Annotated in this window: 25 protein-coding genes; 8 read left to right on the forward strand and 17 right to left on the reverse strand. The window is 56.0% G+C overall.

Features of this window, described 5'->3' with window-relative positions:
- The first annotated feature begins 72 nt into the window (after positions 1-72).
- Both uvrA and PU624_RS21150 read left to right on the forward strand, forming a co-directional pair.
- On the forward strand, positions 73-2,901 hold the full coding sequence (uvrA, locus tag PU624_RS21145) for an excinuclease ABC subunit UvrA (RefSeq protein WP_283546516.1): 2,829 nt from the start codon (positions 73-75) through the stop codon (positions 2,899-2,901).
- A 233-nt stretch (positions 2,902-3,134) separates the two neighbouring features.
- Positions 3,135-4,199 (forward strand): NAD(P)-dependent alcohol dehydrogenase, encoded by a 1,065-nt coding sequence (locus PU624_RS21150; protein ID WP_136197603.1) that lies wholly within the window; start codon positions 3,135-3,137, stop codon positions 4,197-4,199.
- 50 nt (positions 4,200-4,249) lie between these two features.
- Here PU624_RS21150 and PU624_RS21155 read toward each other — a convergent pair whose 3' ends face one another.
- From PU624_RS21155 to dnaB, 6 genes are all read right to left on the reverse strand, one after another.
- Complete coding sequence (locus PU624_RS21155; protein WP_283546517.1) at positions 4,250-4,573, reverse strand: MmcQ/YjbR family DNA-binding protein; 324 nt, start codon at positions 4,571-4,573, stop codon at positions 4,250-4,252.
- Positions 4,573-4,992 carry a secondary thiamine-phosphate synthase enzyme YjbQ gene (locus PU624_RS21160; protein ID WP_283546518.1) on the reverse strand — a complete coding sequence of 140 codons (420 nt, stop codon included), beginning with the start codon at positions 4,990-4,992 and terminating at the stop codon, positions 4,573-4,575. The genes PU624_RS21155 and PU624_RS21160 overlap by 1 nt, the downstream gene beginning before the upstream one ends.
- A 121-nt stretch (positions 4,993-5,113) precedes the next feature.
- On the reverse strand, positions 5,114-6,307 hold the full coding sequence (locus PU624_RS21165) for an amino acid aminotransferase (RefSeq protein WP_283548052.1): 1,194 nt from the start codon (positions 6,305-6,307) through the stop codon (positions 5,114-5,116).
- A gap of 39 nt (positions 6,308-6,346) precedes the next feature.
- Positions 6,347-6,961 carry a YitT family protein gene (locus PU624_RS21170; protein ID WP_003855751.1) on the reverse strand — a complete coding sequence of 205 codons (615 nt, stop codon included), beginning with the start codon at positions 6,959-6,961 and terminating at the stop codon, positions 6,347-6,349.
- A gap of 241 nt (positions 6,962-7,202) precedes the next feature.
- Complete coding sequence (locus PU624_RS21175; protein WP_010252196.1) at positions 7,203-7,682, reverse strand: Lrp/AsnC family transcriptional regulator; 480 nt, start codon at positions 7,680-7,682, stop codon at positions 7,203-7,205.
- Positions 7,683-7,811: 129 nt separating this feature from the next.
- Entirely contained in the window at positions 7,812-9,218 is a 1,407-nt protein-coding gene (gene dnaB / locus PU624_RS21180) for a replicative DNA helicase (protein WP_283546519.1), read from the reverse strand.
- Between the two features lie 96 nt (positions 9,219-9,314).
- Between dnaB and PU624_RS21185 the strand changes: the two genes are divergently transcribed.
- Positions 9,315-10,298 carry a quinone oxidoreductase gene (locus PU624_RS21185; protein ID WP_283546520.1) on the forward strand — a complete coding sequence of 328 codons (984 nt, stop codon included), beginning with the start codon at positions 9,315-9,317 and terminating at the stop codon, positions 10,296-10,298.
- Positions 10,299-10,509: 211 nt separating this feature from the next.
- Here PU624_RS21185 and pspG read toward each other — a convergent pair whose 3' ends face one another.
- From pspG to PU624_RS21200, 3 genes are all read right to left on the reverse strand, one after another.
- Entirely contained in the window at positions 10,510-10,776 is a 267-nt protein-coding gene (pspG, locus tag PU624_RS21190; protein ID WP_010252199.1) for an envelope stress response protein PspG, read from the reverse strand.
- 179 nt (positions 10,777-10,955) lie between these two features.
- Positions 10,956-11,948, reverse strand: a complete 993-nt coding sequence (dusA, locus tag PU624_RS21195) for a tRNA dihydrouridine(20/20a) synthase DusA (protein WP_283546521.1) — start codon at positions 11,946-11,948, stop codon at positions 10,956-10,958.
- 106 nt (positions 11,949-12,054) lie between these two features.
- Positions 12,055-13,305 (reverse strand): conjugal transfer protein TraF, encoded by a 1,251-nt coding sequence (locus PU624_RS21200; protein WP_283546522.1) that lies wholly within the window; start codon positions 13,303-13,305, stop codon positions 12,055-12,057.
- Positions 13,306-13,755: 450 nt separating this feature from the next.
- Between PU624_RS21200 and zur the strand changes: the two genes are divergently transcribed.
- Positions 13,756-14,277: a zinc uptake transcriptional repressor Zur gene (gene zur / locus PU624_RS21205; protein ID WP_283546523.1), complete on the forward strand. Its 522-nt coding sequence runs from the start codon at positions 13,756-13,758 to the stop codon at positions 14,275-14,277.
- An 86-nt stretch (positions 14,278-14,363) separates the two neighbouring features.
- Here zur and PU624_RS21210 read toward each other — a convergent pair whose 3' ends face one another.
- The 4 genes from PU624_RS21210 to PU624_RS21225 form a co-directional block, all read right to left on the reverse strand.
- A complete protein-coding gene (locus PU624_RS21210; protein ID WP_090963679.1) occupies positions 14,364-14,576 on the reverse strand; it encodes a CsbD family protein in 213 nt (70 codons plus the stop codon).
- Positions 14,577-14,741: 165 nt separating this feature from the next.
- The gene (dinF, locus tag PU624_RS21215) at positions 14,742-16,064 is read right to left on the reverse strand and encodes an MATE family efflux transporter DinF (protein ID WP_283546524.1); all 1,323 of its coding nucleotides are present in this window, start codon (positions 16,062-16,064) and stop codon (positions 14,742-14,744) included.
- A 98-nt stretch (positions 16,065-16,162) separates the two neighbouring features.
- Positions 16,163-16,777 carry a transcriptional repressor LexA gene (gene lexA, locus PU624_RS21220; protein WP_003855777.1) on the reverse strand — a complete coding sequence of 205 codons (615 nt, stop codon included), beginning with the start codon at positions 16,775-16,777 and terminating at the stop codon, positions 16,163-16,165.
- Between the two features lie 105 nt (positions 16,778-16,882).
- Positions 16,883-17,251 carry a diacylglycerol kinase gene (locus tag PU624_RS21225; RefSeq protein ID WP_283546525.1) on the reverse strand — a complete coding sequence of 123 codons (369 nt, stop codon included), beginning with the start codon at positions 17,249-17,251 and terminating at the stop codon, positions 16,883-16,885.
- A 128-nt stretch (positions 17,252-17,379) separates the two neighbouring features.
- Between PU624_RS21225 and plsB the strand changes: the two genes are divergently transcribed.
- Positions 17,380-19,803 carry a glycerol-3-phosphate 1-O-acyltransferase PlsB gene (gene plsB, locus PU624_RS21230; RefSeq protein ID WP_283548053.1) on the forward strand — a complete coding sequence of 808 codons (2,424 nt, stop codon included), beginning with the start codon at positions 17,380-17,382 and terminating at the stop codon, positions 19,801-19,803.
- 62 nt (positions 19,804-19,865) lie between these two features.
- Here the strand turns inward: plsB and ubiA are convergent, their stop codons facing one another.
- The 4 genes from ubiA to PU624_RS21250 form a co-directional block, all read right to left on the reverse strand.
- Positions 19,866-20,750, reverse strand: a complete 885-nt coding sequence (gene ubiA, locus PU624_RS21235) for a 4-hydroxybenzoate octaprenyltransferase (RefSeq protein WP_283546526.1) — start codon at positions 20,748-20,750, stop codon at positions 19,866-19,868.
- A 10-nt stretch (positions 20,751-20,760) separates the two neighbouring features.
- Positions 20,761-21,273: a chorismate lyase gene (gene ubiC, locus PU624_RS21240; protein ID WP_283546527.1), complete on the reverse strand. Its 513-nt coding sequence runs from the start codon at positions 21,271-21,273 to the stop codon at positions 20,761-20,763.
- Positions 21,274-21,359: 86 nt separating this feature from the next.
- Entirely contained in the window at positions 21,360-21,770 is a 411-nt protein-coding gene (gene psiE, locus PU624_RS21245) for a phosphate-starvation-inducible protein PsiE (protein WP_031375527.1), read from the reverse strand.
- A gap of 71 nt (positions 21,771-21,841) precedes the next feature.
- Positions 21,842-22,549, reverse strand: a complete 708-nt coding sequence (locus PU624_RS21250) for a UTRA domain-containing protein (protein ID WP_283548054.1) — start codon at positions 22,547-22,549, stop codon at positions 21,842-21,844.
- Positions 22,550-22,755: 206 nt separating this feature from the next.
- On the opposite strand from PU624_RS21250, the gene PU624_RS21255 reads away from it, so the two are divergent.
- The 3 genes from PU624_RS21255 to PU624_RS21265 are packed head-to-tail and all read left to right on the forward strand — an operon-like array spanning position 22,756 to position 25,492.
- Complete coding sequence (locus PU624_RS21255; protein ID WP_283546528.1) at positions 22,756-23,817, forward strand: ABC transporter substrate-binding protein; 1,062 nt, start codon at positions 22,756-22,758, stop codon at positions 23,815-23,817.
- A gap of 20 nt (positions 23,818-23,837) precedes the next feature.
- A complete protein-coding gene (locus PU624_RS21260; RefSeq protein ID WP_283546529.1) occupies positions 23,838-24,650 on the forward strand; it encodes an alkaline phosphatase family protein in 813 nt (270 codons plus the stop codon).
- The gene (locus PU624_RS21265; RefSeq protein ID WP_283546530.1) at positions 24,647-25,492 is read left to right on the forward strand and encodes an ABC transporter permease; all 846 of its coding nucleotides are present in this window, start codon (positions 24,647-24,649) and stop codon (positions 25,490-25,492) included. The genes PU624_RS21260 and PU624_RS21265 overlap by 4 nt, the downstream gene beginning before the upstream one ends.
- Positions 25,493-25,494: the final 2 nt, after the last annotated feature.

Consider the following 25,494-nt stretch of genomic DNA (forward strand, 5'->3'; position numbering starts at 1 on the left):
GTGCCATAATGACACGTTTATTCTGGCCGTGTCGGCAAGGCGCGGTGAGTGCTGCTAATCCGGGAAAGGTGAATGGATAAGATCGAAGTTCGTGGTGCCCGCACCCATAATTTGAAAAACATCAACCTGACCATCCCACGCGACAAACTCATTGTGGTGACCGGCCTGTCAGGTTCAGGTAAATCCTCACTGGCGTTTGATACGCTGTATGCGGAAGGTCAGCGCCGCTATGTAGAGTCGCTCTCTGCGTATGCGCGCCAGTTTCTTTCGTTAATGGAGAAGCCGGACGTCGATCATATCGAAGGTTTGTCGCCCGCCATTTCCATCGAACAGAAATCCACCTCGCACAACCCACGTTCGACCGTGGGAACCATCACTGAGATCCACGATTATCTGCGTCTGCTGTTTGCCCGCGTCGGCGAACCGCGCTGCCCGGATCATGATGTGCCGCTGGCGGCGCAGACCGTGAGCCAGATGGTGGATCAGGTGCTTTCCCAGCCGGAAGGCCGTCGCCTGATGCTGCTGGCTCCGGTGGTGAAAGATCGTAAGGGTGAGCACACTAAGACGCTGGAGAATCTGGCGACGCAGGGCTATATCCGTGCGCGTATCGATGGCGAAGTGTGTGACCTCTCCGATCCGCCGAAGCTTGAGCTGCAGAAGAAGCACACCATAGAAGTGGTTATTGACCGCTTTAAAGTGCGTGACGATCTGGCGACCCGTCTGGCGGAGTCGTTTGAAACCACGCTGGAGCTTTCCGGCGGTACAGCGATCGTGGCGGACATGGATGACAGCGCGGCAGAAGAGCTGCTCTTCTCGGCTAACTTCGCCTGCCCGGTCTGTGGTTACAGCATGAGCGAGCTGGAGCCGCGCCTGTTCTCGTTTAACAACCCGGCGGGTGCCTGTCCAACCTGCGACGGCCTGGGCGTACAGCAATATTTCGATCCTGACCGCGTGGTGCAGAATCCCGAGCTCTCGCTGGCGGGCGGGGCAATCCGTGGCTGGGATCGCCGCAATTTCTACTACTTCCAGATGCTGCGTTCGCTGGCGGAACACCTCGATTTTGATATCGAAGCGTCGTTCGGCAGCCTGCCAGAAAACGTGCAGAAAGTGATTCTGTACGGTTCAGGCAAAGAGAGCATCGAATTCAAGTACATCAACGATCGCGGCGATACGTCGGTTCGCCGTCATCCGTTTGAAGGCGTGCTCAACAACATGGAGCGCCGCTACAAAGAGACGGAATCCTCAGCGGTACGCGAAGAGCTGGCGAAATTTATCAGCAACCGCGCCTGTGCCAGCTGTGAAGGCACCCGTCTGCGTCGTGAAGCGCGCCACGTCTTCGTGGAGAACACCACGCTGCCGGCCATCTCCGAGATGAGCATCGGCCATGCGATGTCCTTCTTTGAAAACATGAAACTCAGCGGCCAGCGTGCGCAGATCGCCGAGAAGATTTTGAAAGAGATCGGCGAACGCCTGAGCTTCCTGGTCAACGTCGGCCTGAACTACCTGTCGATGTCACGTTCAGCCGAGACCCTGTCCGGCGGTGAAGCACAGCGTATCCGTCTGGCCAGCCAGATCGGTGCCGGTCTGGTCGGCGTGATGTATGTGCTGGATGAGCCTTCAATCGGCCTGCACCAGCGCGACAATGAACGTCTGCTTGGCACCCTGATTCATCTGCGTGACCTGGGTAATACCGTAATCGTGGTTGAGCATGATGAAGATGCGATTCGTGCCGCTGACCATGTGATCGACATCGGTCCGGGTGCCGGTGTGCATGGCGGACAGGTGGTTGCTGAAGGGACTGTTGATCAGATTATGGCGGAAGACGCGTCACTGACCGGCCAGTTCCTGAGCGGCAAGCGCGGCATTGTGGTGCCAGAGGAACGCGTTAAAGGCGATCCGGCCAAAGTGCTGAAGATTACCGGCGCACGCGGCAACAACCTCAAGGATGTTACGCTGACGCTGCCGGTCGGGCTGTTCACCTGTATTACCGGTGTTTCCGGCTCGGGCAAATCGACGCTGATCAACGATACGCTGTTCCCGATTGCCCAGCGGGCACTGAACGGTGCGACCATCGCCGAACCGGCACCTTACCGTGACGTGGCGGGACTGGAGCACTTCGACAAAGTGATCGACATCGACCAGAGTCCGATTGGTCGTACACCACGCTCCAACCCGGCCACCTACACCGGCATCTTCACCCCGGTGCGTGAGCTGTTTGCGGGCGTGCCGGAAGCGCGTTCGCGCGGCTACAATCCGGGTCGCTTCAGCTTTAACGTGCGTGGCGGACGCTGTGAAGCCTGTCAGGGCGATGGCGTCCTGAAAGTCGAGATGCACTTCCTGCCGGACATTTATGTCCCGTGTGACCAGTGCAAAGGCAAACGCTATAACCGTGAAACGCTGGAAGTGAAGTACAAAGGCAAGAGCATTCACGAAGTGCTGGAGATGACTATCGAAGAGGCGCGTGAGTTCTTCGATGCGGTGCCAGCGCTGGCGCGTAAGCTGCAGACGCTGATTGATGTGGGTCTCACCTACATCCGCCTCGGTCAGTCCGCCACCACCCTTTCCGGCGGTGAAGCCCAGCGAGTGAAGCTGGCGCGTGAACTGTCGAAGCGTGGTACCGGCCAGACGCTCTATATTCTGGATGAGCCGACCACCGGCCTGCACTTTGCCGATATCCAGCAGCTGCTGGAAGTCCTGCATAAGCTGCGCGATCAGGGCAACACCATCGTGGTGATTGAGCACAACCTGGATGTGGTGAAAACCGCAGACTGGATTGTCGATCTCGGTCCGGAAGGCGGCAGCGGCGGCGGTGAAATCCTGGTGGCGGGTACGCCAGAAACCGTGGCGGACTGTGAGAAATCACATACCGCGCGCTTCCTGAAGCCTCTGTTACAGAAGTAATTCTTTCAGGCCCGCTGCGTGCGGGCCTTTTACTTTCCCCTGCCGATTCAGCCAGAAAAATGCAGAATCAGGCAAGATTCAGACATGTATAGGCATATACGCTTTTCCCCTTGCTGACTATCCTTAAGCGGTTCCTCTTTGGCACGCCCCTGGCGTCGCCCTGTTTTCGCAGCACATCAACGCTGCTGCACATCATCGAATAACACTCACGACACATCGAAACTGGAGACACCATGAATATTACGCATGCGTATGCTGCTCAGGATGCAAAATCCAAACTGGCACCGTTCGATTTTAAGCCGCGTGAGCTGCGCGCCCATGACGTTCAGCTTGAAGTGCTGTTCTGTGGCGTTTGCCACTCAGACCTGCACCAGGCCCGTAATGAGTGGAAAAACACCATTTTCCCTGTGGTGCCGGGTCATGAAATCGTCGGTCGCGTGACCGCCGTTGGCCCGCAGACGCAGAAATATAAAGTCGGCGATCTGGTCGGCGTGGGCTGCATGGTCGATTCGTGCCGCAGCTGTCCGAGCTGTCAGCAGGGTCTGGAGCAGTACTGCGAAAACGGTTTTGTCGGCACCTATAACGGTGAAGATCGCGAAACCGGCGCCATTACCTACGGCGGTTACTCAACGTCGATGGTGGTTGATGAGGGCTTTGTGCTGCGCATTCCGGAGAACCTGGAACTGGCAGGCGTTGCCCCACTGCTGTGTGCCGGTATCACCACCTACTCACCACTGCGTCACTGGAATGTCGGTCCTGGCAAGAAAGTGGGTATCGTAGGCTTAGGCGGCCTGGGCCATATGGGCGTGAAGATTGCGCATGCCATGGGCGCGCATGTGGTGCTGTTCACCACCTCGCCGTCCAAAATTGAAGATGGCAAACGTCTGGGTGCCGATGAAGTCGTGATCTCCAAAGATCCGGAGCAGATGGCGCAGCACGCGAACAGCTTTGACTTCATCCTGAACACCGTCGCGGCTCAGCACGATCTCAACCCGTTCATTACCCTGCTGAAGCTGGATGGCAACATGACGCTGGTTGGTGCTCCGGAGCACGATCACCCGGCACCGCAGGTGTTTAACCTGATCTTCAAGCGTCGCAGCATCGCCGGTTCACTGATTGGCGGCATCGCAGAAACCCAGGAGATGCTCGATTTCTGTGGTGAGCACGGCATCACGTCAGACATCGAACTGATCGCGATGGATCAGATTAACGAAGCCTATGAGCGCATGCTGAAAAGCGATGTGAAATACCGCTTTGTTATCGACATCAATACCCTGCGCGAGCAGCCTGCCGCGTAAGCCGTCCGATCTGAAACCCTCTTGCCCGGGTAAGAGGGTTTTATTGCCGCCTATCGGGCAGCGGCAACCTGCTGGAATGAGGCATCGATCAGATAGTAAATCTGCGAATCTTTCAGCGAACCGTCCAGAAACAGCGTATTCCAGTGGGATTTGTTCAGATGCTCACTGGGAATGATGTCGCTATGCTCTTCGCGCAGTAATTCGGCCAGCGCGGGCGTCGATTTCAGCGAGACCGCTGGCCGCCCTTTTGCCTCATGCACCATCGCGAACAGCACGCCGTTGCTTTTAATCTGCGTGGCCTTCCAGTCACTGTGGACGCTCTGCTCCGCGCCCGGTTTGCTCATGCAATAGGTCAGTAAGTCTGAGTTATTCATTACGCTTCCCCTTGTAAAGTGGCGACAATCCGCCTGGCACCGCCCTCAATGCGATGCTCGCCCAGCCAGATACCCTGCCAGGTGCCCAGCACCAGACGTCCCCGCTGAACCGGTAATAATAACGAAACCCCTAAGGTCGATGATTTGATGTGCGCGGGCATATCATCACGTCCTTCGTAGTCGTGCTGATAAGGCGCATTCTCCGGCACGTGCCGCATGAAATGCTGCTCCATGTCGCTGCGCACCGTCGGGTCGCAATTCTCATTTAAGGTTAACGACGCCGAAGTGTGCTGCAACAGCAGATGCAGCAGACCGGTTTTGATATCACGCAGTCCGGAGAGCGAATTGACGATCTCATCGGTGACCAGATGAAACCCGCGCGACTTCGCGCTCAGCGTAATAGTTTGTTGATGCCACATAGCTTATTCCTGAAACGGTTACCCCGTTTAAGTGTGCAGCATGTCGCCGAAAGGTAAACCCTGACCCATAAAAAAACCGCCAGAGAGAACCCTGACGGCTTTATTTACAGCCTGCCGACCGTTACATCACGGCGGCAAAGGCTTCAGCGACCTGATGCACGTTTTTGCTGTTCAGACCGGCTACACACATACGGCCGCTGCCCACCAGATAGATGCCAAATTCGTTACGCAGGCGATCGACCTGCTGCGCACTCAGGCCGGTGTAGCTGAACATGCCACGCTGCTTCAGCAGGTAGTCGAAGTTTTTGCCTGGCAGCGCCGTACTCAGCACGTCCACCAGCGACTGACGCATCGCGAGAATACGCAGACGCATCGCTTCCACTTCAGCCAGCCAGCTGGCTTTCAGTGCCTCATCGTTGAGGACGCGTGCCACAACCTGCGCACCGAAATTCGGCGGGCTGGAGTAGTTGCGGCGAACGGTGGCTTTTAACTGGCCCAGTACGCGCGCAGACTCTTCGGCGCTGTCGCAGACGATGGACAGACCGCCCACGCGCTCGCCATAGAGCGAAAAGATTTTGGAGAAGGAGTTGCTGACCAGCGCAGGCAGGCCCGCCGCCGCAACCGCGCGCAGTGCATAGGCATCCTGCTGCATACCGGCACCAAAGCCCTGATAGGCGATATCCAGGAAAGGAATCAGCTGCTGTGCTTTCAGCACCTCAACGGTCTGATCCCACTGCGCATCAGTCAGGTCAGCGCCGGTCGGGTTATGACAGCACGGGTGCAGCAGCACGATGCTCTGCGCGGGCAGCGTTTTCAGGGTACTGATGAAGGCATCAAACCGCACACCGTGGGTCTCTGCGTCATACCAGGGATAGGTATTCACCTCAAAACCCGCACCATTAAAAATCGCGACGTGGTTTTCCCAGGTCGGATCGCTGACCCAGACCGCAGACTGCGGGAAGTAGCGCTTCAGGAAATCCGCACCCACTTTCAGCGCGCCAGAACCACCCAGCGTCTGAATCGACGCAATCCGGCCCGCCTTCAACACCGGATGTTCGGCACCAAACAGCAGCGGTGCAATCGCACTGCGGTAGCTGTTCAGCCCTTCCATTGGCAGATAGAGCGATGCCTGATGCGGCTCAGCATAGAGCTGCTCTTCGGCAGCCGCTACGGCCTTAAGCTGCGGGATGATGTTCTGTTCGTCGTAATAGAGCCCGATACTCAGGTTAACTTTGTGTTCGCGTGGGTCTTGTTTGAAGGCTTCCATCAACGACAGAATCGGATCGCCAGCATAGGCATCAACGTTTTGAAACACGGTGTAGGTCTCCATGATTGGTCCAGAGGTAAAAGGCCGTTAAACCCGATATCGTCCCGGACGGTGGTTCATTGCAATAATCAGATTCAGGATCACCGCACCCGCAATCGACGCGAGCAGGATGGGGCCACTCACCACAAACAGTGACGCCAGCACGACGCAGGTATCAACCGCCATTTGCAGTTTACCCGCGCGGATCCCAAATCGATCCTGTAGCCACAGGGCCAGAATATTGATGCCGCCCAGGCTCGCCTTATGACGAAATAACACTATAAACCCGATTCCCATGATGACGTTACCGAACAGTGTCGCATAGAAGGGGTTAAGGTCAGAAAAGTGGACGAATAGCGGGTGAAGCTGAGTGAAGAGCGACACCAGGCCGACGGCGCAGAAGGTTTTCAGGGTAAATTCCCAGCCCATGCGTTTTACCGCCAGCCAGTAAAAAGGGATGTTGATCAGGAAGAACGCGCTGCCGAACGAGAGCGGCGAGAGATAGCTGATCAGAAAGGCGATGCCAGCGGTGCTGCCGGTCAGGGCGCCCGCCTGTTTCAGCATAATGACGCCAAACGAGACCATCAGGGTGCCGAGCACCATCGCCAGCGCATCTTCAATGCGCGAATGCGGGACGCGGGAGGGTTCTGCGATGTTATCCATGGGGGTTTTCTCAGTGCAAATGATGCGGTTCCGATGCAAAAAACGCACCATCGTCACAGCACTGCACGGCTGTAAAACGGGTGCCAGCAATATCTCATTGATATCTAAAGCGCTTGATAACAGAACGTTGTGCATAAATTCCGGGAGAGACCGTCAATCTATGCGTTAAGCCCTGTTTTGATGCGCGTTATCTGCATTAATTGCCGCAAGTGTGCACCAAAAACGCACAACGCGCACCTTTTTAGCGCGTCTTCTGCTCAGGCAGCATCATCAGCCCGTTCTCTTTCATTCGTCCCAGCACCACTGAGGTTTTCACATGGGAAACGCTCTGGTGGCCCGCGACTAACTGGCTGATTAATGCACTGAGGGAATTGAGATCGGCTACCGCCACTTTGAGCAGATAGTCCGCGTCGCCGGTGGTTTTGTAGGCGTCCACGATCGCCTGCTCCTGCTCCACCATGCGGTGAAAGCTCTCGACATATTCGGCGGTGTGGTTGATTAAGCGCACCTCAATCAATCCCACCATGCCAAGCCCGATCGCATCGGGCGACAGCCGGGCGTGATAACCCAGGATGAGATTAGCCTGTTCCAGATTGATACGGCGGCGGGAACATTGTGAGGCGGAAAGGCCGACCAGATCGCTGAGTTCCTGATTGGTCAGACGGCCGTTAGATTGTAATAAAGTCAGGATTTTAAGGTCGTAATCGTCTACGTGAGTCATTCCGTTTCCACAGCGTGATAGGCGTCGCTTTGTTACAGATAACCCGATAACCCGAGAGGTTGTCCAACACTATTTTCTGATGATGGGGGCTGTCATGCACAGATCGTGCATGACAGCACAAACCGGGGATTATTCGTCGTCGTATTGCGGGCCCGCGTAGTTATCAAAGCGCGACCACTGACCGTTAAAGGTCAGACGTACTGTACCGATGGGGCCGTTACGCTGTTTACCCAGGATGATCTCGGCGATCCCTTTGAGATCGCTGTTCTCGTGGTAAACCTCATCGCGATAGATAAACATGATCAAATCCGCATCCTGCTCGATCGAGCCGGATTCACGCAGATCCGAGTTGACCGGACGTTTATCGGCGCGCTGCTCCAGTGAGCGGTTAAGCTGCGACAGCGCCACTACCGGTACATTCAGCTCTTTGGCCAGCGCTTTCAGCGAGCGGGAGATCTCCGCAATTTCCAGCGTACGGTTGTCCGACAGCGCCGGCACGCGCATCAGCTGCAAATAGTCGATCATGATCATGCTTAAGCCGCCGTTTTCACGGTAGATACGCCGGGCGCGTGAACGCACTTCGGTAGGCGTCAGGCCAGAAGAGTCATCAATGTACATGTTCTTCTTCTCCAGCAGGATGCCCATGGTGCCGGAGATACGCGCCCAGTCCTCATCATCCAGCTGTCCGGTTCGGATGCGGGTCTGATCGACGCGGGAAAGCGACGCCAGCATACGCATCATAATCTGCTCGCTGGGCATCTCCAGACTGAAGATCAGCACCGGCTTCTCCTGCAGCATGGCAGCGTTTTCGCACAGGTTCATCGCAAAGGTGGTTTTACCCATCGACGGACGTGCGGCGACAATAATCAGGTCAGATCCCTGCAGGCCCGCGGTCTTTTTATTCAGATCCTGATAACCGGTATCGACGCCGGTGACACCATCGTGCGGGGTCTGATAGAGCGATTCGATACGGGAGACGGTCGATTCCAGAATCTGCTCAATGTTTTTCGGGCCAGCCTCTTTATCCGCGCGCGCTTCCGCGATTTTAAAGACGTTCGACTCCGCGAAGTCGAGCAGCTCTTCGCTGTTACGTCCCTGCGGATCGTAACCGGCATCGGCAATCTGGTTGGCGACGGAGATCATCTCACGCACCACCGCACGTTCACGCACGATGTCGGCATACGCGCCGATATTGGCTGCGCTCGGGGTGTTTTTTGCCAGTTCAGCCAGATAGGCGAAGCCGCCCGCCATCTCCAGTTCGCCACGGGTTTCCAGCGATTCGGAGAGCGTAATCAGGTCAATGGGCTTGCTGTTTTCCAGCAGCCGCTGCATCTCGGAAAAAATCAGCCGATGCGAGCGGTTGTAAAAATCATTCGCGACGACGCGCTCAGAGACGTTATCCCAGCGCTCGTTATCCAGCATTAACCCACCGAGCACCGACTGCTCCGCCTCCAGAGAATGCGGGGGCATTTTCACGCCTGCGAGCTGGCGATCCTGCGTTTCGTTCGATTTGTTGGTGGGTTTATTTCCTGCCATAGTGAATGCATTACCGATCTTCTGTGGGGACGCGCAAGTATACCTTAGTTGGGGTGCGTGCCTCACCCTCATGATGAAACAATCACAGGAGTCAGAATGGCAAAGCGTATTCAGTTCAGCGCACATGGCGGCCCGGACGTTTTAGAGTGGACGGATTTTGAACCTGCTGACCCCGCTGAACATGAAGTGCAGGTTGAGAATCGCGCCATCGGGATTAACTACATCGATACCTATGTTCGCAGCGGGCTCTATCCGGTTGCCGCTTTTCCCTCTGGCCTGGGGACAGAAGCCGCGGGCGTCGTGTCGCGCGTTGGCCGTGGTGTAACCCTGTTTAAGCCCGGCGACCGAGTGGTCTATTGCATGGCGGCGATGGGGGCTTATAGCGAAGTGCACAACGTAGCGGAAGATCGCCTGATGCATCTGCCGGAGGCGATCAGCTTTGAGCAGGGCGCAGCGAGCTTTCTGAAAGGACTGACCACGCAATATCTGCTGCGCCAGACCTACAAAATCAGCGCCGGTGAGACCTTCCTGTTTCATGCTGCGGCGGGCGGCGTCGGGTTAATCGCCTGTCAGTGGGCAAAAGCGCTGGGCGCGCATTTAATCGGTACCGTCGGTTCTGCAGAAAAAGCCACGATGGCGAAAAATGCCGGTGCCTGGGAGACCATTAACTACCGCGAAGAGAATATTGCACAACGCGTCAGTGAACTGACCGACGGGAAGAAAGTGGCCGTCGTGTATGACTCCGTGGGCAAAGATACCTGGGAAGCGTCGCTGGACTCGTTGCGCCGTCATGGCCTGATGGTGAGTTTTGGTAATGCTTCGGGTCCGGTGACCGGCGTTGATCTCAGCATTCTGAATAAGAAAGGCTCGCTGTTTGTGACCCGCCCTTCCCTGTTTGGCTATGTCACCAGCCGTCAGGAGCTGGAAATCGCCAGCGCCGAACTGTTCTCACTGCTGGCGAGTGGGGCAATTAAAGTGGATGTGCCGGAGCAGCAGAAGTTTGCGCTGAAAGAGGCCAGTAAGGCGCACCAGATGCTGGAGAGCCGCGCCACGCAGGGATCCTGTCTGTTAATCCCGTAATAGCAGCCAACAAAAAGGGCTTCCCGTGGGAAGCCCTCTTCTTTTTTTTATTTTTTGTTCGCGCTGGTGTAGGGACAGCGGCGATGAATTCATGTCGAGTCGATGGCACATCGATTTGACGACAGGCATCCTGCCAGAAAACATAAGTAAAAAGTATGTTTAATTGCAGATCGGCACCAGGCAATCTCTCACATTGTGATCGCTACCGCATTTAGCGCCAGCCTTTGCGATCTAACCTGTTGATCTTACGTCTTAGCTTACGACGCGCTCGCTCATCGCTGTCGCCAAAAAAGGCACGATGCAGCCACACAGCGATCACCGCCAGCACCAGCCACGGCAACACCTTGATAACAATTGCGAACAGTCCACCGACAAACATCACGATGGTTGCGACTACCAGCGCCGCCAGCACACCCAGCAGCGAAACGCCGGTCAGCAACAGCATCAGGAAAAACCCTAATACGAATAATATTTCCACGTCAGCGCTCCTTTTTAAAATTGATTGTTAGAGCTATTACAAGAAGCATGCCAACCGTTAACACATTGATTTTTAGTTAATTAACGTTAAAGGCCGCATGGAAACCTGGCGAGAAAAACCATATCGTGGCGTAAAAAAAACCAGCCTTCAGAGCTGGTTTTTTGGGTTCAGATTGCGAATCAGGCTTCCTGCGGGATCTTGTCCGCGACCAGCGCCAGCGCCGCTTCCAGTACACGGACATCGGCACCCGGCTTGTGAGCATTTTCGCTCAGATGGCGTCGCCACTGACGTGCGCCTGGAATACCCTGGAACAGTCCCAGCATATGACGTGTGACGTGTCCCAGATAGGTGCCCTTCGCCAGTTCCGCTTCAATATAGGGATACATGGCGCGCACCACTTCTACCGGGTTAGCCGCCGGATGCTGACGACCAAACAACGTCTGATCGACCTGCGCCAGAATGCCGGGGTTTTGATAGGCTTCGCGCCCCATCATCACGCCGTCAAGGTGCTGCAGGTGAGTCTGAGCCTCTTCAAGCGTCTTCACACCGCCATTGAGCGCGATGGTCAGATGCGGAAAATCGCGTTTCAGCTGATAGACGCGTGGATAGTCCAGCGGTGGAATTTCGCGGTTCTCTTTGGGGCTGAGACCCGAGAGCCAGGCTTTGCGTGCATGGATGATAAATGTCTCGCACTCACCGCGTCCCGCCACCGTGCCGATAAAATCGGTCAGGAATTCATAGCTGTCCAGCTCATCAATACCAATGCGGGTTTTCACCGTGACCGGAATGGAGACTACGTCGCGCATCGCTTTAATAGCATCCGCGACCAGATTCGCCTCGGCCATCAGGCAGGCACCGAAACGACCGTTCTGCACCCGATCGGAGGGACAGCCGACATTCAGGTTCACTTCATCATAGCCGCGCTGCTCTGCCAGCTTCGCGCACTGCGCCAGTGCCGCCGGATCGCTTCCGCCCAGCTGCAATGCGACCGGATGTTCCGCCTCACTGTAAGCCAGGTAATCCCCTTTGCCATGAATGATCGCGCCCGTGGTCACCATTTCGGTGTAGAGCAGCGTGTCACCGGTCAGCTGACGATGAAAATAGCGACAGTGACGATCGGTCCAGTCGAGCATGGGGGCGATAGAGAAACGTTGCGAAGAGAAATTAGGCATGAAGCGCAGACAATCCGGTAATTAAAGGTGATGGAATTCTGTGCAAGGATAACACAAGGGCGGGCGATAGTGCATCGCCCGCCCCCGAACAGCCTGAATAACCCGCTTAGAAGTTAAAGCCGAGCTGCATCATCGCGCCCCAGGTGTTGTTAGCACCCACTGAGCCAGCCAGATCCAGATGGACGGCTTTGTTAAACGGTGACACACCGAAACCTGCTGTGACGACATTCTCATCGTGAGAACGCATGTCCGCACGATAACCGCCACGCAGCTGCAGCCAGTCAAGCACGCGGTATTCCGCGCCCACAGCCGCATACTGGCTGTTATCCTGGCTTTTGAAGCGTTTGGTTTCCGTCAGATCCACATCGCCCGTCACGGTAAACGGACCTTTATCCCAGGACAGACCGGTGGTGACCAGCGGGCGAATCTGGTAGGTGTCGCGGTAACCATTAACCTCTTTGGTCTGCAGATCGCGCGAAACCAGGTTCTGTCCGGTCACACCCAGCGTCCAGTTTTCAGCAAAGGTGGTTGCCAGACCGGCATCAACGTTAAAGCCGGTGTCGGTACTGCGATACTGGCTATTGTTGATGTCGTTCTTGTCGTAGTTGTAGATGCTGGCGGTGTAGTTATAGAGCCAGGTTTTCTGCACTTTTGGCGTCACGCCAACCGATACCGGCTGACCGGCGATAGTGAACTCATGCGCTACCGCCACACCGTAATCGGTGGTCAGTGCCGCTAAGCCATTCGCACTGGAGCGAAGGTTATTTTGATCGCCAAATTGCGGGAACCGCGTACCGTCAGCAACACCACGCAGATAGTCGATATCACCCTGAACGACGTTAGCGCGGACGTGCGCCGTCCCGTAGGCTTTGGTGATAAAGGCGAAAGGCAGAGTGTCGTTGGGGATCGTAACCGCTATAGCCGCACCCGCACTGCCGTCGGCTTTATTACCGCGCAAATCGCTGAGTTTGTTGGCGACATCGCCGGAGGCGGCGCGCAGTTCAGGATAGCCGCGCAAGAAATCCGCCAGCGTGAAGTTATTCAGCACCGTGCGGTAACGATCCACGGTGTCCGTAATATCATCGACTTTATCAAGCAGGTGATCTTTGTCAGTCACCTGAATTCCCGCTGAAGGAACAATAATGCTGACATTATCGTCGGGTTTAGCACGCGTCATTAATGCCGGGTTCGCCAGCACTGCGGAGCCATAGAGAGAAGATGCAACGCCGGTGCCGCCCATGGCGTCATTACGTGCATCATACCAGGTCCCTGCCGCCATGGCGGAAGAAGAAAGGAAAAGCGCGGTCACTACAGCGGAGTATTTCAGCGCTGAACGTTGAGCGGATTTTTTCACCATTTGCCTGCCATCACCTGAGAAATTGTCATTGAAACATTCAACGACTGAATAGTTTGTTAGCCCTATTGTGAACCCTGGCTAACGCGTTATTGCTGTGAATTCAAAGGAAACAGTGTCTTAATTCAAAGGATTGGACGTTTTCCAATCAAAAAACCGTTGTAATTGTTCAAACTGCGTCGGGGTATTTCAAATAATGCCAGACTTTTCTTAAGTCTTTCTGAACATTACTTCTTAACTCAGTGAGATGCAAAGCAAAATGCCAACAAATTCCGCTTCAGGTGGATTAAGAATGGATCTGATTTATCGTCAGATTTGAGATAGAAGACGGCTTAAATTCTAAATATGCTGCTTTATCAGGCAAATAATGCTGTTTTTTCAGGCAAAAACCAACCTCAGCATCGCGAAACTATGTGTGATAAAATAACATCACTTATCCAGCGGAGAATTTTCATGACCAACATGACGTCGCAGCAAATTTTGATTCAGGCCGAAAAAATGTGCCTGCAGCGCGGTGTGCGTCTGACTTCGCAGCGTGCTGAAGTGTTGCGCCTGATGGCCGAACAGCCCGGCTCAATCAGCGCCTACGATCTGCTGGATCAGCTCCGCGTCAGCGAACCGCAGGCTAAACCCCCTACCGTCTATCGTGCGCTGGATTTCCTGCTGGAGCAGGGTTTCATTCATCGGGTGGAGTCCAACAACAGCTACGTCATGTGTCACCACTTTGAGGCGCCAGCCCATACGTCGGTGATGCTGGTCTGTGACCGCTGTGCCGCCGTTACAGAGAAACAGGCGCAGGGCGTGGAGAAGATTATCGCGACGCTGGCGGGTGAAGCGGAGTTTGCATTACGCCATAGCGTGATTGAAGCGCATGGTTTGTGTGAAAGTTGTGCTGCAGTAGAAGCCTGTACGCATCATGAAAACTGCGAACACGATCATCAGGATGAGGGAAAAAAGCGGGGGAAACGCGGGTAATCTGCACATCCTTGTGCTGCTCCATCCCTGTACCGTTCCGATGCGGGCGCACCGGAAGGCATTCAGCTGATTATCAGGGTACCTGATTACCAGCGGTGATCTTTGTTCTTGCCTTCCCAGTCCGTCACTTCGCGCTCTGCTTCATCTTTCGCATAGCCGTAACGTTCCTGGATTTTGCCGACCAGCTGATCGCGTTTACCTTCGATAACCTGCATATCATCGTCGGTCAGCTTGCCCCATTTCTCTTTCATTTTACCTTTGAACTGCTTCCAGTTGCCGCTCGCTTCGTCTTTATTCATGGCAGACCTTCAATCCTCGGGGTTTAATGATTATCTTGCTACTTAACAAAATAACGATATAAAGCGCTGGTTAACTGCGCTGCTTAAAGTTAATTGTAGTAGCCAATTTAATAACCGTGGAATAATACGGAATAATCTGTATCACTCTGAGTCAGCCCCGCAGAATCAGGCGTCAAACCAGCTGTTCTGACGCCAGTGCTTACGCCAGATGAACCACAGAGACAGGCCGCGCAGCGCCAGGAAAACCGTCACCGCCAGCCACAGGCCGTGGTTACCCAGCACCGGTACGCTGAGCAGCGTCAGAAAGTAGCCGGCCGCCGCCACAACCATGCTGTTACGCATTTCGCGTCCGCGCGTCGCGCCGATGAACATCCCATCCAGCAGATAACACCAGACGCCGATCAGCGGCATGATGACCTGCCAGACCAGGTAGCGGTCAGCTGTCTGCTGGAGTGACTCAAGAGAGGTCAGCAAAGTAACGATCTGCGGGCCAAAAATGGCATAGACCAGTGAGAAGAACAGCGCCACCACCACCGCCTGCCGACAGGCAGAGTGCCAGACCAGCATTAGTTTGCTGCCATTTTTTGCGCCGTGCGCTTCGCCGGCAAACGCTTCAACCGCGTAGGCAAAGCCATCCAGCGCGTAGGCCGTGAAGGTAATGAACATCAGCAACACCGCGTTAACCGCCACCACGTCCGGACCCAGTCGCGCGCCCAGCACGGTCAGGGAGGCGAAACAGAGCTGCAGCATCAGAGAGCGCAGCATGATGTCACGGTTCAGTCGCAGCAGCCGTCCGCTGTCACCGCGCCAGCTCTGCTTCAGCAGGCTTAGCGAAATACCGCGTAGCTTTAACACCCGCCAGACCATGATGCCGCCGACGATCAGCGTGATGTACTCCGCCAGCGCCGTGGCGGTTGCCGCCCCCGCGACACCCCAGTGCAGCCCCATCACCAGCCAGAGATCGAGCACGATGTTCACCAGATTGCCCACCACCAGCAGGATCACCGGCGCGCGTGCATACTGCACGCCCAGCAGCCAGCCCAGTATGACCAGGTTTGCCAGGGTGGCAGGCGCACTGAGCCAGCGAATCTGAATAAACAGCGCCGCCTGTTCCAGTACATCAGGATTGCCGCCAACCAGATGGGTCGCCAGCTGAATAATCGGATAACGCAAAGCGATGAACAGTACACCTGCCAGCAGCGCAATAATCAGCGGCTGCGTCAGCGCGCGTGCCAGAGCGGCTTTATCGCCCGCACCAAATGCCTGCGCCGTAAGGCCAGTGGTACTCATTCGAAGGAAAAGCAGCAGCATAAAGAGGAAGCTGGTCACTGTGGTCCCGACCGCAACCCCGCCAAGATAGACAGGGCTGTCGAGATGACCAATAACTGCAGTATCGACCACTCCCAGTAAAGGAACGGTGATATTTGAAAGGATCATCGGCAGCGCAAGCCGCCAGAGATTTTTATCCGTTGCCGTGATAAAGCGCATTCGCCGTTCCGTGCTCAGTGTCGCTGCCGTTAAGCAGGCGACAAAATTAGGGCAGACAGAATAGCATCAGAAAAGGCGAATGCACGCAGCCCTCAGAATCAGAGCCACTCGCCGTTGCGCACCACGCCCACTGCCAGACCTTCAATGGTCAGCGACTGTGCACGGGTATCGACAACAATCGGGTCGAAATCGCTGTTTTCCGGCAGAAGATGCACGATAGCACCCTGCTTTTTCCAGCGTTTAACGGTCACTTCATCATCAATGCGGGCAACCACAACCTGGCCGTTGCGCACATCCTGGGTTTTATGTACCGCGAGCAGGTCGCCATCCATAATCCCGATATCTTTCATCGACATTCCGCTGACGCGCAGCAGGAAATCGGCAGACGGCTTGAACAGGCCCGGATCCACTTTGTAGTGGGTTTCGATATGTTCCTGCGCCATGATCGGCTCACCGGCAGCAACCCGGCCAATCAGCGGTAGCCCTTCTGAAACCTCTTCTTCCATTAACAGACGAATGCCGCGCGATGCACCGGAAACGATCTCGATGACGCCTTTACGCGCCAGCGCTTTCAGATGCTCTTCTGCCGCATTTGGCGAACGGAAGCCCAGCTGCGCGGCAATCTCTGCACGCGTAGGCGGCATGCCTGTTGAAGAAATATGGTCGCGAATCAGGTCATAGACCTGCTGCTGCCTGCTGGTTAATGCTTTCATCCCGCCCCCTGGTTGTTTATACAGTCGCTGTGAGTATATACAGGTATTGGCGAAATGGAAACCGATTGTCAGGGAAAACGCGCCCTCAGGCGCGTTATGGAAGGCTTATCGCAAATGTGTCCAGAGCAGCGCGACCCAGACAAACAGGGCCAGTATGATGCTGATCAGTACCGCCGCCGAGCCCATGTCTTTTGCCCGGCCCGCCAGGGGATGGTGCTCCTGACCGATGCGGTCAACCACCGCTTCAATGGCACTATTGAGGATTTCGACAATGACCACCAGCACCACCGCCCCAATCATCAGGATGCGGGAGATCACATCGACATCCAGCCAGCACGCGATAATAATAGCGGCCAGCGCAGCCAGTGCTTCCTGGCGAAACGCCGCTTCATGTTGCCAGGCGGCGCGCAGTCCCTGCCATGAGTAACCTGCGGCTTTTACTATTCTGATAAGTCCGGTGGCATTATTTGCCATGATGTGGGAACCCTTTCATCGGATTGACGTCAATGTCTGGGCTGCGTGCAATTGGCACCACCACAGATCTTCGCTGCACTTTCTGCTATGCTTGCGGCGCTTTGCTAACAAGAGGCTTCATGTTGTCTATGTCAGGTTGGCGTAAACTCTATTACAAATTGCTTAATTTACCACTGTCGTTTTTGGTAAAAAGTAAGGCCATTCCGGCCGATCCCGTGTCTGAACATGGTCTGGATCCGACCCGACCTATTATGTATGTTTTGCCTTACGATTCGAAGGCCGACTTACTGACTTTACGCGCACAGTGTCTGCGGCATCATCTGCCCGACCCGCTTTCTCCGCTGGAGATTGATGGTTCACTGCTGCCGCGCCACGTATTTATCCATGATGGCCCGCGCGTCTTCCCCTATTTTGTGCCCAGCGTGGAATCGGTAAAAATCTTTCACGATTACCTGGACCTGCATCGCAATAACCCTAAGCTCGATATTCAAATGCTGCCGGTCACCGTGATGTTTGGCCGCGCACCAGGACGTGAAGTTCAGGGCGAACCCACGCCACATCTGCGGTTGCTGAACGGCGTGCAGAAGTTCTTTGCCGTGATCTGGCATGGACGCGACAGTTTCGTCCGCTTCTCGCCGACCGTCTCATTGCGCCGCATGGCCACGGAACACGGTACGGATAAGTCGATTGCTCAGAAGCTGGCTCGTGTGGCACGCATCCATTTTGCCCGTCAGCGACTGGCGGCAATTGGCCCGCGTTTACCGGCGCGTCAGGATCTGTTTAATCGTCTGCTGCAATCCAAAGCGATTGAAAAAGCCGTTGAAGATGAAGCACGCAGCAAAAAAATCTCCCATGAGAAAGCGCAGCAGAACGCCGTCGAGATGATGGAGGAGATCGCTGCAAACTTTTCCTACGAAGCCATTCGCGTCACCGACCGTGTGATGGGCTGGCTCTGGAGTCGTCTCTATCAGGGCATCAACGTCAATGGCGGCGAAAAGGTTCGTCAGCTGGCGCAGGATGGCCACGAGATTGTCTATGTGCCCTGCCATCGCAGCCACATGGATTATCTGCTGCTCTCCTATGTGCTCTATCATCAGGGTCTGGTGCCGCCGCACATTGCAGCCGGTATCAATCTCAACTTCTGGCCAGCCGGCCCGATTTTCCGTCGTCTGGGCGCCTTCTTTATTCGTCGTACCTTTAAAGGCAATAAGCTCTACGCCACGGTGTTCCGCGAATATCTCGGCGAGCTGTTCACCCGCGGCTATTCAGTTGAGTACTTTGTCGAAGGAGGCCGTTCACGTACCGGTCGCCTGCTGGACCCTAAAACCGGCACCTTAGCCATGACGCTGCAGGCGATGCTGCGCGGCGGTAATCGTCCGATCACGCTGGTACCCATCTACATTGGCTATGAGCATGTGATGGAAGTGGGTACGTACGCCAAAGAACTGCGCGGTGCGGCAAAAGAGAAAGAGGGCTTCATGCAGATGGTGCGTGGCTTACGCAAGCTGCGCAATCTCGGTCAGGGTTACGTTAACTTTGGCGAGCCGCTGCCGCTGGTCAACTATCTCAACAAACGGGTACCGGAATGGCGCGATGCGATCGATCCGATTGAGCCGCAGCGTCCGAGCTGGTTAACGCCGACCGTCAATGATATCGCGGCCAGTCTGATGGTGCGTATTAATGAAGCGGGCGCGGCCAACGCCATGAACCTCTGTGTCACGGCGCTGCTGGCGTCACGTCAGCGCTCACTAACCCGTGAACAGCTGATTGAACAGCTGGAGTGCTATACCCAGCTGCTGCGCAATGTGCCTTACTCGCCAAACGCGACCGTACCCGATCTCTCCGCGGAAGCGCTGCTGGATCATGCCCTGGGTATGAATAAGTTTGAGAGTGAAAAGGACAGCATTGGCGACATCATCATTCTGCCGCGTGAGCAGGCAGTGCTGATGACCTACTATCGCAACAACATTCATCACATGCTGGTGATGCCGTCGCTGATTGCCGCCATTGTTCAGCAGCATCAGACGCTGACCGAAGCAGAACTGCTGCGTCAGGTAAGCCTGATCTATCCAATGCTGAAGAGTGAACTGTTCCTGCGCTGGCAGACCGATGAGCTGCCACAACTGCTGACTGACGTGAGTCAGGAGCTGGCGCGTCAGGGCCTGATTACCTTCGAAGCCGGGGAGTTGCGCTTTACCGCCGCGCGCTATCGCACGCTGCAGCTGCTGGCTGCCGGTGTACGCGAAACGCTGCAGCGTTATGCCATTACCTTCTCTATTCTCAGCGCCAAGCCGACGATTAACCGTGGCACGCTGGAGAAAGAGAGCCGGACGCTGGCACAGCGTCTGTCGGTACTGCACGGGATCAACGCGCCGGAGTTCTTCGACAAAGCGGTCTTTACCTCGCTGGTACTGACGCTGCGCGATGAAGGGTATATCAGCGACAGCGGTGATGCCGATGTCGCGCAGACTCTGGCGACATGGCATATCCTGGCTGACCTGGTCACCAGTGATGTCCGCATGACGATTGAAACCGCGGTGGCGCACGACTGACACACGCGCACAGTAAAAAGGCGACCTCATGAGGTCGCCTTTTTTATGCCCAAAACGCGCTGTCAGAACAGCTGACTGAACGGCGGCGTGCTCATCAGTATGCCAAGGAACAGCACCATCCCGACGTAGTTGTTGTTCAGGAAAGCCTGGAAACAGGGCTGGCGTTCGCGCCCGGCGATCAGCTTCTGCTGATAAACAAACAGCGCAGCCGCCAGCAGCAGCGACCAGTAGAAGCCGCTGTTCAGATGCAGCAGCATCCCCACCAGCGCCATCAGCAGCAGCGTCGCCAGCTGCAGCAGACCAATGATCAGCTTGTCGAAACGGCCAAACAAAATCGCCGTCGATTTCACGCCAATCTTCAGATCATCGTCCCTGTCGACCATCGCATACTGAGTGTCATAAGCGACCGTCCAGCAGATGTTCGCGATAAATACCAGCCAGCAGACCAGAGGTAAGGACTCACTAACTGCGGACCAGGCCATAGGAATCGCCCAGCCAAACGCGGCCCCCAGCACTACCTGCGGCAGATGGGTATAGCGCTTCATAAAGGGGTAGACCCAGGCCAGCGCCAGCCCTACGACGGAGAGCATGATCGTCATCAGGTTCATGGTCAGCACCAGCGCAAACGCCACCAGCGCCAGAATCACGAACAGCAGCTTAGCCTCTTTTGCACTGACTGCGCCGCTGGCCAGTGGCCGGTGCTTCGTGCGCTCCACGTGACCATCGACTTTGCGATCGGCGTAGTCGTTGATCACACACCCCGCAGCACGCATCACAATCACCCCGGCCACAAACACCGCCAGCACCGGCAGCGGCGGGATCGCCCTCTCCGCCAGCCACAATGCCCAGAATGTTGGCCACATCAGCAACAGCGTACCGATGGGTTTGTCGATACGCATCAGGCGAGCGTAAGCCCGCCACTTACTCATACTTAAGCTATTTTGCACCACAAAATCCTCAGGCCAGATCGCGATAGAGTGGCGATGCCGGTAAAAACAGTTCAGTCAGCAGCAGCGGTTTGCCGGAGAGACGCAGGCGCGAACGCCGTCCCCACAAGCCCTCTACCTGGCCCGGATCAATGAAATCGCGGGTCAGCGTCGATGAGGAGAAGAGGTAGCGACCCAGCGGACGGGTGCCAAGCTGTTGCAGCATCGCCTCTGGTCCGTTGAGGGTGCTTTCCGGCACCAGCGTGCGGCCCGCCAGCCAGGGCTGATCGTCGCCGAACAGCAGTACTTCACGCAGCCAGAAGCGTTCATCGTCTGGCAACAACGCCCTTTCCTCACCTAACTCGCTGGCGTCGATAAAGCCTTCCCGCAGCGGCTGAACCGTGACCCGCTGACAGTGCTGTTCAAAACGGCGCGTCATTGAATCTTCCTCCATCAGCCAGTCGAGCAAGGGCGGCGCAAGGGTGGCCTGCGACGGAGAAAGCCAGTTGAGCGAACGTAATAAGCTGAGTGCGTCTTGCGACATAGCACCACTCCCGATAATTTTCAGGCCGCTAGTTTAGCGCAGAGAAGCGATGCGAACACCTGCCGTCGTATCAGACGGCAGGCAGATTACTCGCGTTTCAGGCGGTTGCTGTTTGCCAGCCACAGCGTGACCACCAGAATCAGAATCGCCGCAGAGTAGCAGAGCGTATCGAAGGGATTTTTATGGTCGACGATAATCAGGCGGATAATGGCCGTGATACCGATATAGACAAAATAGCGCAACGGAAAGTGATAGCCCGACTGAAAGTACTTCACTATCAGGGCGATAAATTCGAAGTAGAGGAAATAAATGACGATTCCCTCAATCAGCAGATAGGAAGAGGCCTGCTCGCCGGTGCTGAACAGTACATTTGCCAGATGGATAGTTTCTTTGCCTAAAAAGACGATCAGGATGATCGCCAGACTCAGCAGACCCAGATTCAGCACCCATTGCAGTACCGTTGCAAGGTGGCGGGCCAAAGGATTTTTGTCACTCATGTTGCGCCTTTAAAAAGGAGTTATTAGCGCGCGATATCATGCGTCAGTGTGACGCAAATCACAATAACTCCTCAGGCCTCTACATCAACACAGAGCGCATCGTAGCGCCAGTATTCACAGTCGCAGTCAATCACCTCTTTTTGCTGGTTGCGGTTGATGCGGGTAATCAGCAGGCCGGGGCTGCCCGGTGCCACATTCAGCGTGGGTGCGGCCACCTCCGGCAACGGGCCAGGCAGAATCGTGAAGCGCGCGCCGCCATATCGAATACCGTAACGCTGGTCATAGAGATCGGTCAGGGAACGGGTCAGATCTTCATTGAGCAGACCGGGGAAAAAACGTGGATTAAGGTAGTGTTCAACATAGAGCACCGCGCGCCCATCGATGCGACGCAGGCGGCGAATGCAGTAAACCGCCGAGCCGGGTGCCAGGCGCAGCGCCGTCGCTACGCTGTCATGCGCCGCAACCTGCTCAGCGGCGATGACTTCGGTGGTCGCCTGCCGTCCCTGCTCCCTCGCCATGGCATGAAAGTGGCTGTGATGCAGTGGGTTGTAGATTAAGCGTGGCGGCGCAATAAACCAGCCGCGACGCAGTTCGCGGTAGATGATGCCCTGCGCTTCCAGCTTGCCCAGCGCTTCCCGCAGAGTAATCCGCGTGGTGCTGAACGCCTCGCTTAAGGCACGCTCCGCTGGCAGTCGCCCGCCGCTGAACTCACCCGCCTGAATACGCATCAGCAGTGCGCTGGCAATCGCATCTGCCGTTTTGAGTGCTATCGACTCCACAACAGTAGCCTCATTTTGGTGCGACTCCGCACTCTTACTGTTCAGGTAAACGCGCCAGTGACGGGCGAACGGGTCACGTCTCTTGCCGCCCATCCCGCGCACCGCACCGCCTTGTCATAAATCGTTCATATACAGGGGCTACATTGGCTCGGTTCTTGCTGGACTAGACCAGCCAGGCCCATCAACTTACACCCGGAGCAACTGAGATGAAAGCGTTTATCGCCTCTGTAGTAGCCAGTGCTGTAGTCCTCACCCTGCCCGTTGCGCAGGCCGCCGATAACGATCTCGCCGCGCTGGAAAAAGCCGCGCGCAGTGAAGGTCAGGTCAACAGCGTCGGGATGCCGGATAGCTGGGCCAACTGGAAAGATACCTGGAACGACATCAGCACCAGATATGGCCTCAAACACAGCGACACCGATATGTCATCGGCGCAGGAGCTGGCGAAATTCGATGCAGAGAAAGAGAACGCCAGCGCTGACATCGGTGACGTGGGTGCCGCCTTTGGCCCCATCGCGATGGCTAAGGGCGTGACCCAGCCCTACAAACCCACGCACTGGGATCAGATTCCGGCCTGGGCCAAAGATAAAGACGGAAACTGGGCGCTGGCCTATACCGGCACCATCGCCTTTCTGATCGACAAGCAGCAGGTTAAAGATATTCCTCACAGCTGGGCCGATCTGAAGAAAGGTAAGTATGTGGTCACTATCGGTGACGTCGGCGTGGCTGCTCAGGCGGCTAATGGCGTGCTGGCTGCAAACTACGCTTTAGGCGGTGATGAAAAGAATCTGAAACCGGCGCTGGCGTTCTTTGCCGATCTGGCCAAACAGGGTCGTCTTGGCGTGACCGATCCGGTGATCGCCAACATCGAAAAAGGCGAAGTGCAGATGGCGGTGGTGTGGGACTTTAACGCCCTGAACTACCGTGACCAGATCGATAAAAACCGCTACGAAGTGGTGATCCCATCGGATGGCTCAGTGACCTCCGGCTACACCACCATCATCAACAAATATGCGAAACACCCTAACGCCGCAAAACTGACGCGCGAATATATCTTCTCAGACCAGGGACAGATCAATCTGGCTAAAGGCTATGCGCGCCCGATTCGTGCCGAGCATCTGACGATGCCAGCGGACATTCAGGCTCGCCTGCTGCCGCAGTCAGAATATAAAAATGCCCGTCCGGTTAAGGATCAGGCTGCCTGGGATAAATCGTCGAAAATGCTGCCGCGCCTGTGGCAGGAAAACGTCATCATCAACATGCAGCAGTAATTCGCGGCAGGGAGAACGGAATGAAGACCATCCTGGTAGTGCTGGACGGCCTGAGCAATCAGGTCGCACAACATGCAATGGGTTACCTGCATGCCGAATGCTCACAGGGCAACGGGTTCTATTATCGTATGACCTGTGAATTACCGTCGCTGTCGCGCCCGCTTTATGAGTGCATTCTGACCGGTGTTCCACCGGTCAGAAGCGGCATTATTCATAATGGCGTCAGCCGGTTAAGCCGCGAACGTAGCGTATTTCACTTTGCGCGAGCGGCGGGACTGACGACAGCGGCGGCGGCCTACCACTGGGTGAGTGAGCTTTATAACCGCACCCCGTTCGTTCCGGCGCGCGATCGTCACACCGACGCGCCGGACCTGCCCATTCAGTTTGGCCATTTTTATTCTGACGATAGCTATCCCGACTCGCATCTGTTTGAAGATGCAGAGAGCCTGCGGCTGCGTCACGATCCCGATTTTCTGCTGATCCACCCGATGAATATCGACGATGCCGGTCATAAATCCGGGCTCTCCTCGTCGCAGTACCGCAACCGGGCGCGCATCGCCGACGGCCTGCTGTCGCAATGGATGCCGCTGTGGCTGGCTGAGGGCTATCAGGTGATGGTCACGGCCGATCACGGAATGAATGACGATCGCTCCCACGGCGGGATTCTGCCCGAGGAGACCACGGTGCCGCTGTTTGTCTTTGGCCGCGCGTTCTCGCTGCAGCCCGACCTTGCGCCACAGCAGACTGACCTGTGCGGCACGCTGTGTGAACTGCTTGAGGTGGCGCATGACAAGCCGGTCTGTCGCGGCCTGCTGGCGGAGCCGCCGCGATGAAGGGAAAAGGATTCGCACTGCTGCTGCTGTTACCTTTCACCCTGTTCTGGGTCGCCTTTCAGCTGGCACCGCTGCTGTGGATTGCCATCAACAGCTTCTGGAGTGATATGAACAGCCAGTGGGGCTGGGATAACTATCACGACATCCTCACCTCACCGTTCTACCAGCAGGCATTTCGCTTTTCGCTGGATATCTCCCTCTGGTCCAGCGTCTGGGGATTACTGATTGCGCTGGTCACCGGTTATTCGCTGCATCAGCTCGGCGGCGGACGACTGCAGCGCTTTCTTATCTCGTTTACCAACATGACCAGCAACTTTGCCGGTGTCCCGCTGGCGTTTGCCTTTGTGATTCTGCTGGGGCTGAACGGCTGCCTGACGCTGCTGCTGCGCCATTATGGTGTGATTGAGGGCTTCAGACTCTTTTCCCGCAACGGCATGGTGCTGGTCTACACCTGGTTCCAGATCCCGCTGGGTGTGTTACTGCTCTACCCGGCGTTCGACGGACTGAAAAAAGAGTGGCAGGAGTCCGCTGCACTGCTGGGCGCCAGCCGCTGGCGCTACTGGTGGCATATTGGCCTGCCGATTCTGTTCCCGGCGCTGCTCGGCACCTTTGTCATCCTGCTGGCGAATGCGCTGGGCGCTTACGCCACGATTTACGCCCTGACCACCGGTAATTTCAACGTGGTTCCGGTGCGCATCGCCGCGCTGGTGTCGGGTGATATCTCGCTCGATCCCAACACCGGCAGCGCGCTGGCGATGCTGCTGGTGGCCATCATGGCGCTGATCACCCTGGTGCAGCAGTATCTGGTGCGCCGTAGCTATCTCAATGCGAAACAGCCATGAAA

The sequence above is a fragment of the Pantoea sp. Lij88 genome, assembly GCF_030062155.1.
Taxonomy (GTDB): domain Bacteria; phylum Pseudomonadota; class Gammaproteobacteria; order Enterobacterales; family Enterobacteriaceae; genus Pantoea.

Coding starts and splice junctions, on each gene's coding strand:
- uvrA (WP_283546516.1), top strand. CDS start 73: ATGGATAAGATCGAAGTTCGTGGTGCCCGCACCCATAATTTGAAAAAC.
- PU624_RS21150 (WP_136197603.1), top strand. CDS start 3,135: ATGAATATTACGCATGCGTATGCTGCTCAGGATGCAAAATCCAAACTG.
- PU624_RS21155 (WP_283546517.1), bottom strand. CDS start 4,573: ATGAATAACTCAGACTTACTGACCTATTGCATGAGCAAACCGGGCGCG.
- PU624_RS21160 (WP_283546518.1), bottom strand. CDS start 4,992: ATGTGGCATCAACAAACTATTACGCTGAGCGCGAAGTCGCGCGGGTTT.
- PU624_RS21170 (WP_003855751.1), bottom strand. CDS start 6,961: ATGGATAACATCGCAGAACCCTCCCGCGTCCCGCATTCGCGCATTGAA.
- PU624_RS21175 (WP_010252196.1), bottom strand. CDS start 7,682: ATGACTCACGTAGACGATTACGACCTTAAAATCCTGACTTTATTACAA.
- dnaB (WP_283546519.1), bottom strand. CDS start 9,218: ATGGCAGGAAATAAACCCACCAACAAATCGAACGAAACGCAGGATCGC.
- PU624_RS21185 (WP_283546520.1), top strand. CDS start 9,315: ATGGCAAAGCGTATTCAGTTCAGCGCACATGGCGGCCCGGACGTTTTA.
- dusA (WP_283546521.1), bottom strand. CDS start 11,948: ATGCCTAATTTCTCTTCGCAACGTTTCTCTATCGCCCCCATGCTCGAC.
- PU624_RS21200 (WP_283546522.1), bottom strand. CDS start 13,305: ATGGTGAAAAAATCCGCTCAACGTTCAGCGCTGAAATACTCCGCTGTA.
- zur (WP_283546523.1), top strand. CDS start 13,756: ATGACCAACATGACGTCGCAGCAAATTTTGATTCAGGCCGAAAAAATG.
- PU624_RS21210 (WP_090963679.1), bottom strand. CDS start 14,576: ATGAATAAAGACGAAGCGAGCGGCAACTGGAAGCAGTTCAAAGGTAAA.
- dinF (WP_283546524.1), bottom strand. CDS start 16,064: ATGCGCTTTATCACGGCAACGGATAAAAATCTCTGGCGGCTTGCGCTG.
- lexA (WP_003855777.1), bottom strand. CDS start 16,777: ATGAAAGCATTAACCAGCAGGCAGCAGCAGGTCTATGACCTGATTCGC.
- PU624_RS21225 (WP_283546525.1), bottom strand. CDS start 17,251: ATGGCAAATAATGCCACCGGACTTATCAGAATAGTAAAAGCCGCAGGT.
- plsB (WP_283548053.1), top strand. CDS start 17,380: ATGTCAGGTTGGCGTAAACTCTATTACAAATTGCTTAATTTACCACTG.
- ubiC (WP_283546527.1), bottom strand. CDS start 21,273: ATGTCGCAAGACGCACTCAGCTTATTACGTTCGCTCAACTGGCTTTCT.
- psiE (WP_031375527.1), bottom strand. CDS start 21,770: ATGAGTGACAAAAATCCTTTGGCCCGCCACCTTGCAACGGTACTGCAA.
- PU624_RS21255 (WP_283546528.1), top strand. CDS start 22,756: ATGAAAGCGTTTATCGCCTCTGTAGTAGCCAGTGCTGTAGTCCTCACC.
- PU624_RS21260 (WP_283546529.1), top strand. CDS start 23,838: ATGAAGACCATCCTGGTAGTGCTGGACGGCCTGAGCAATCAGGTCGCA.
- PU624_RS21265 (WP_283546530.1), top strand. CDS start 24,647: ATGAAGGGAAAAGGATTCGCACTGCTGCTGCTGTTACCTTTCACCCTG.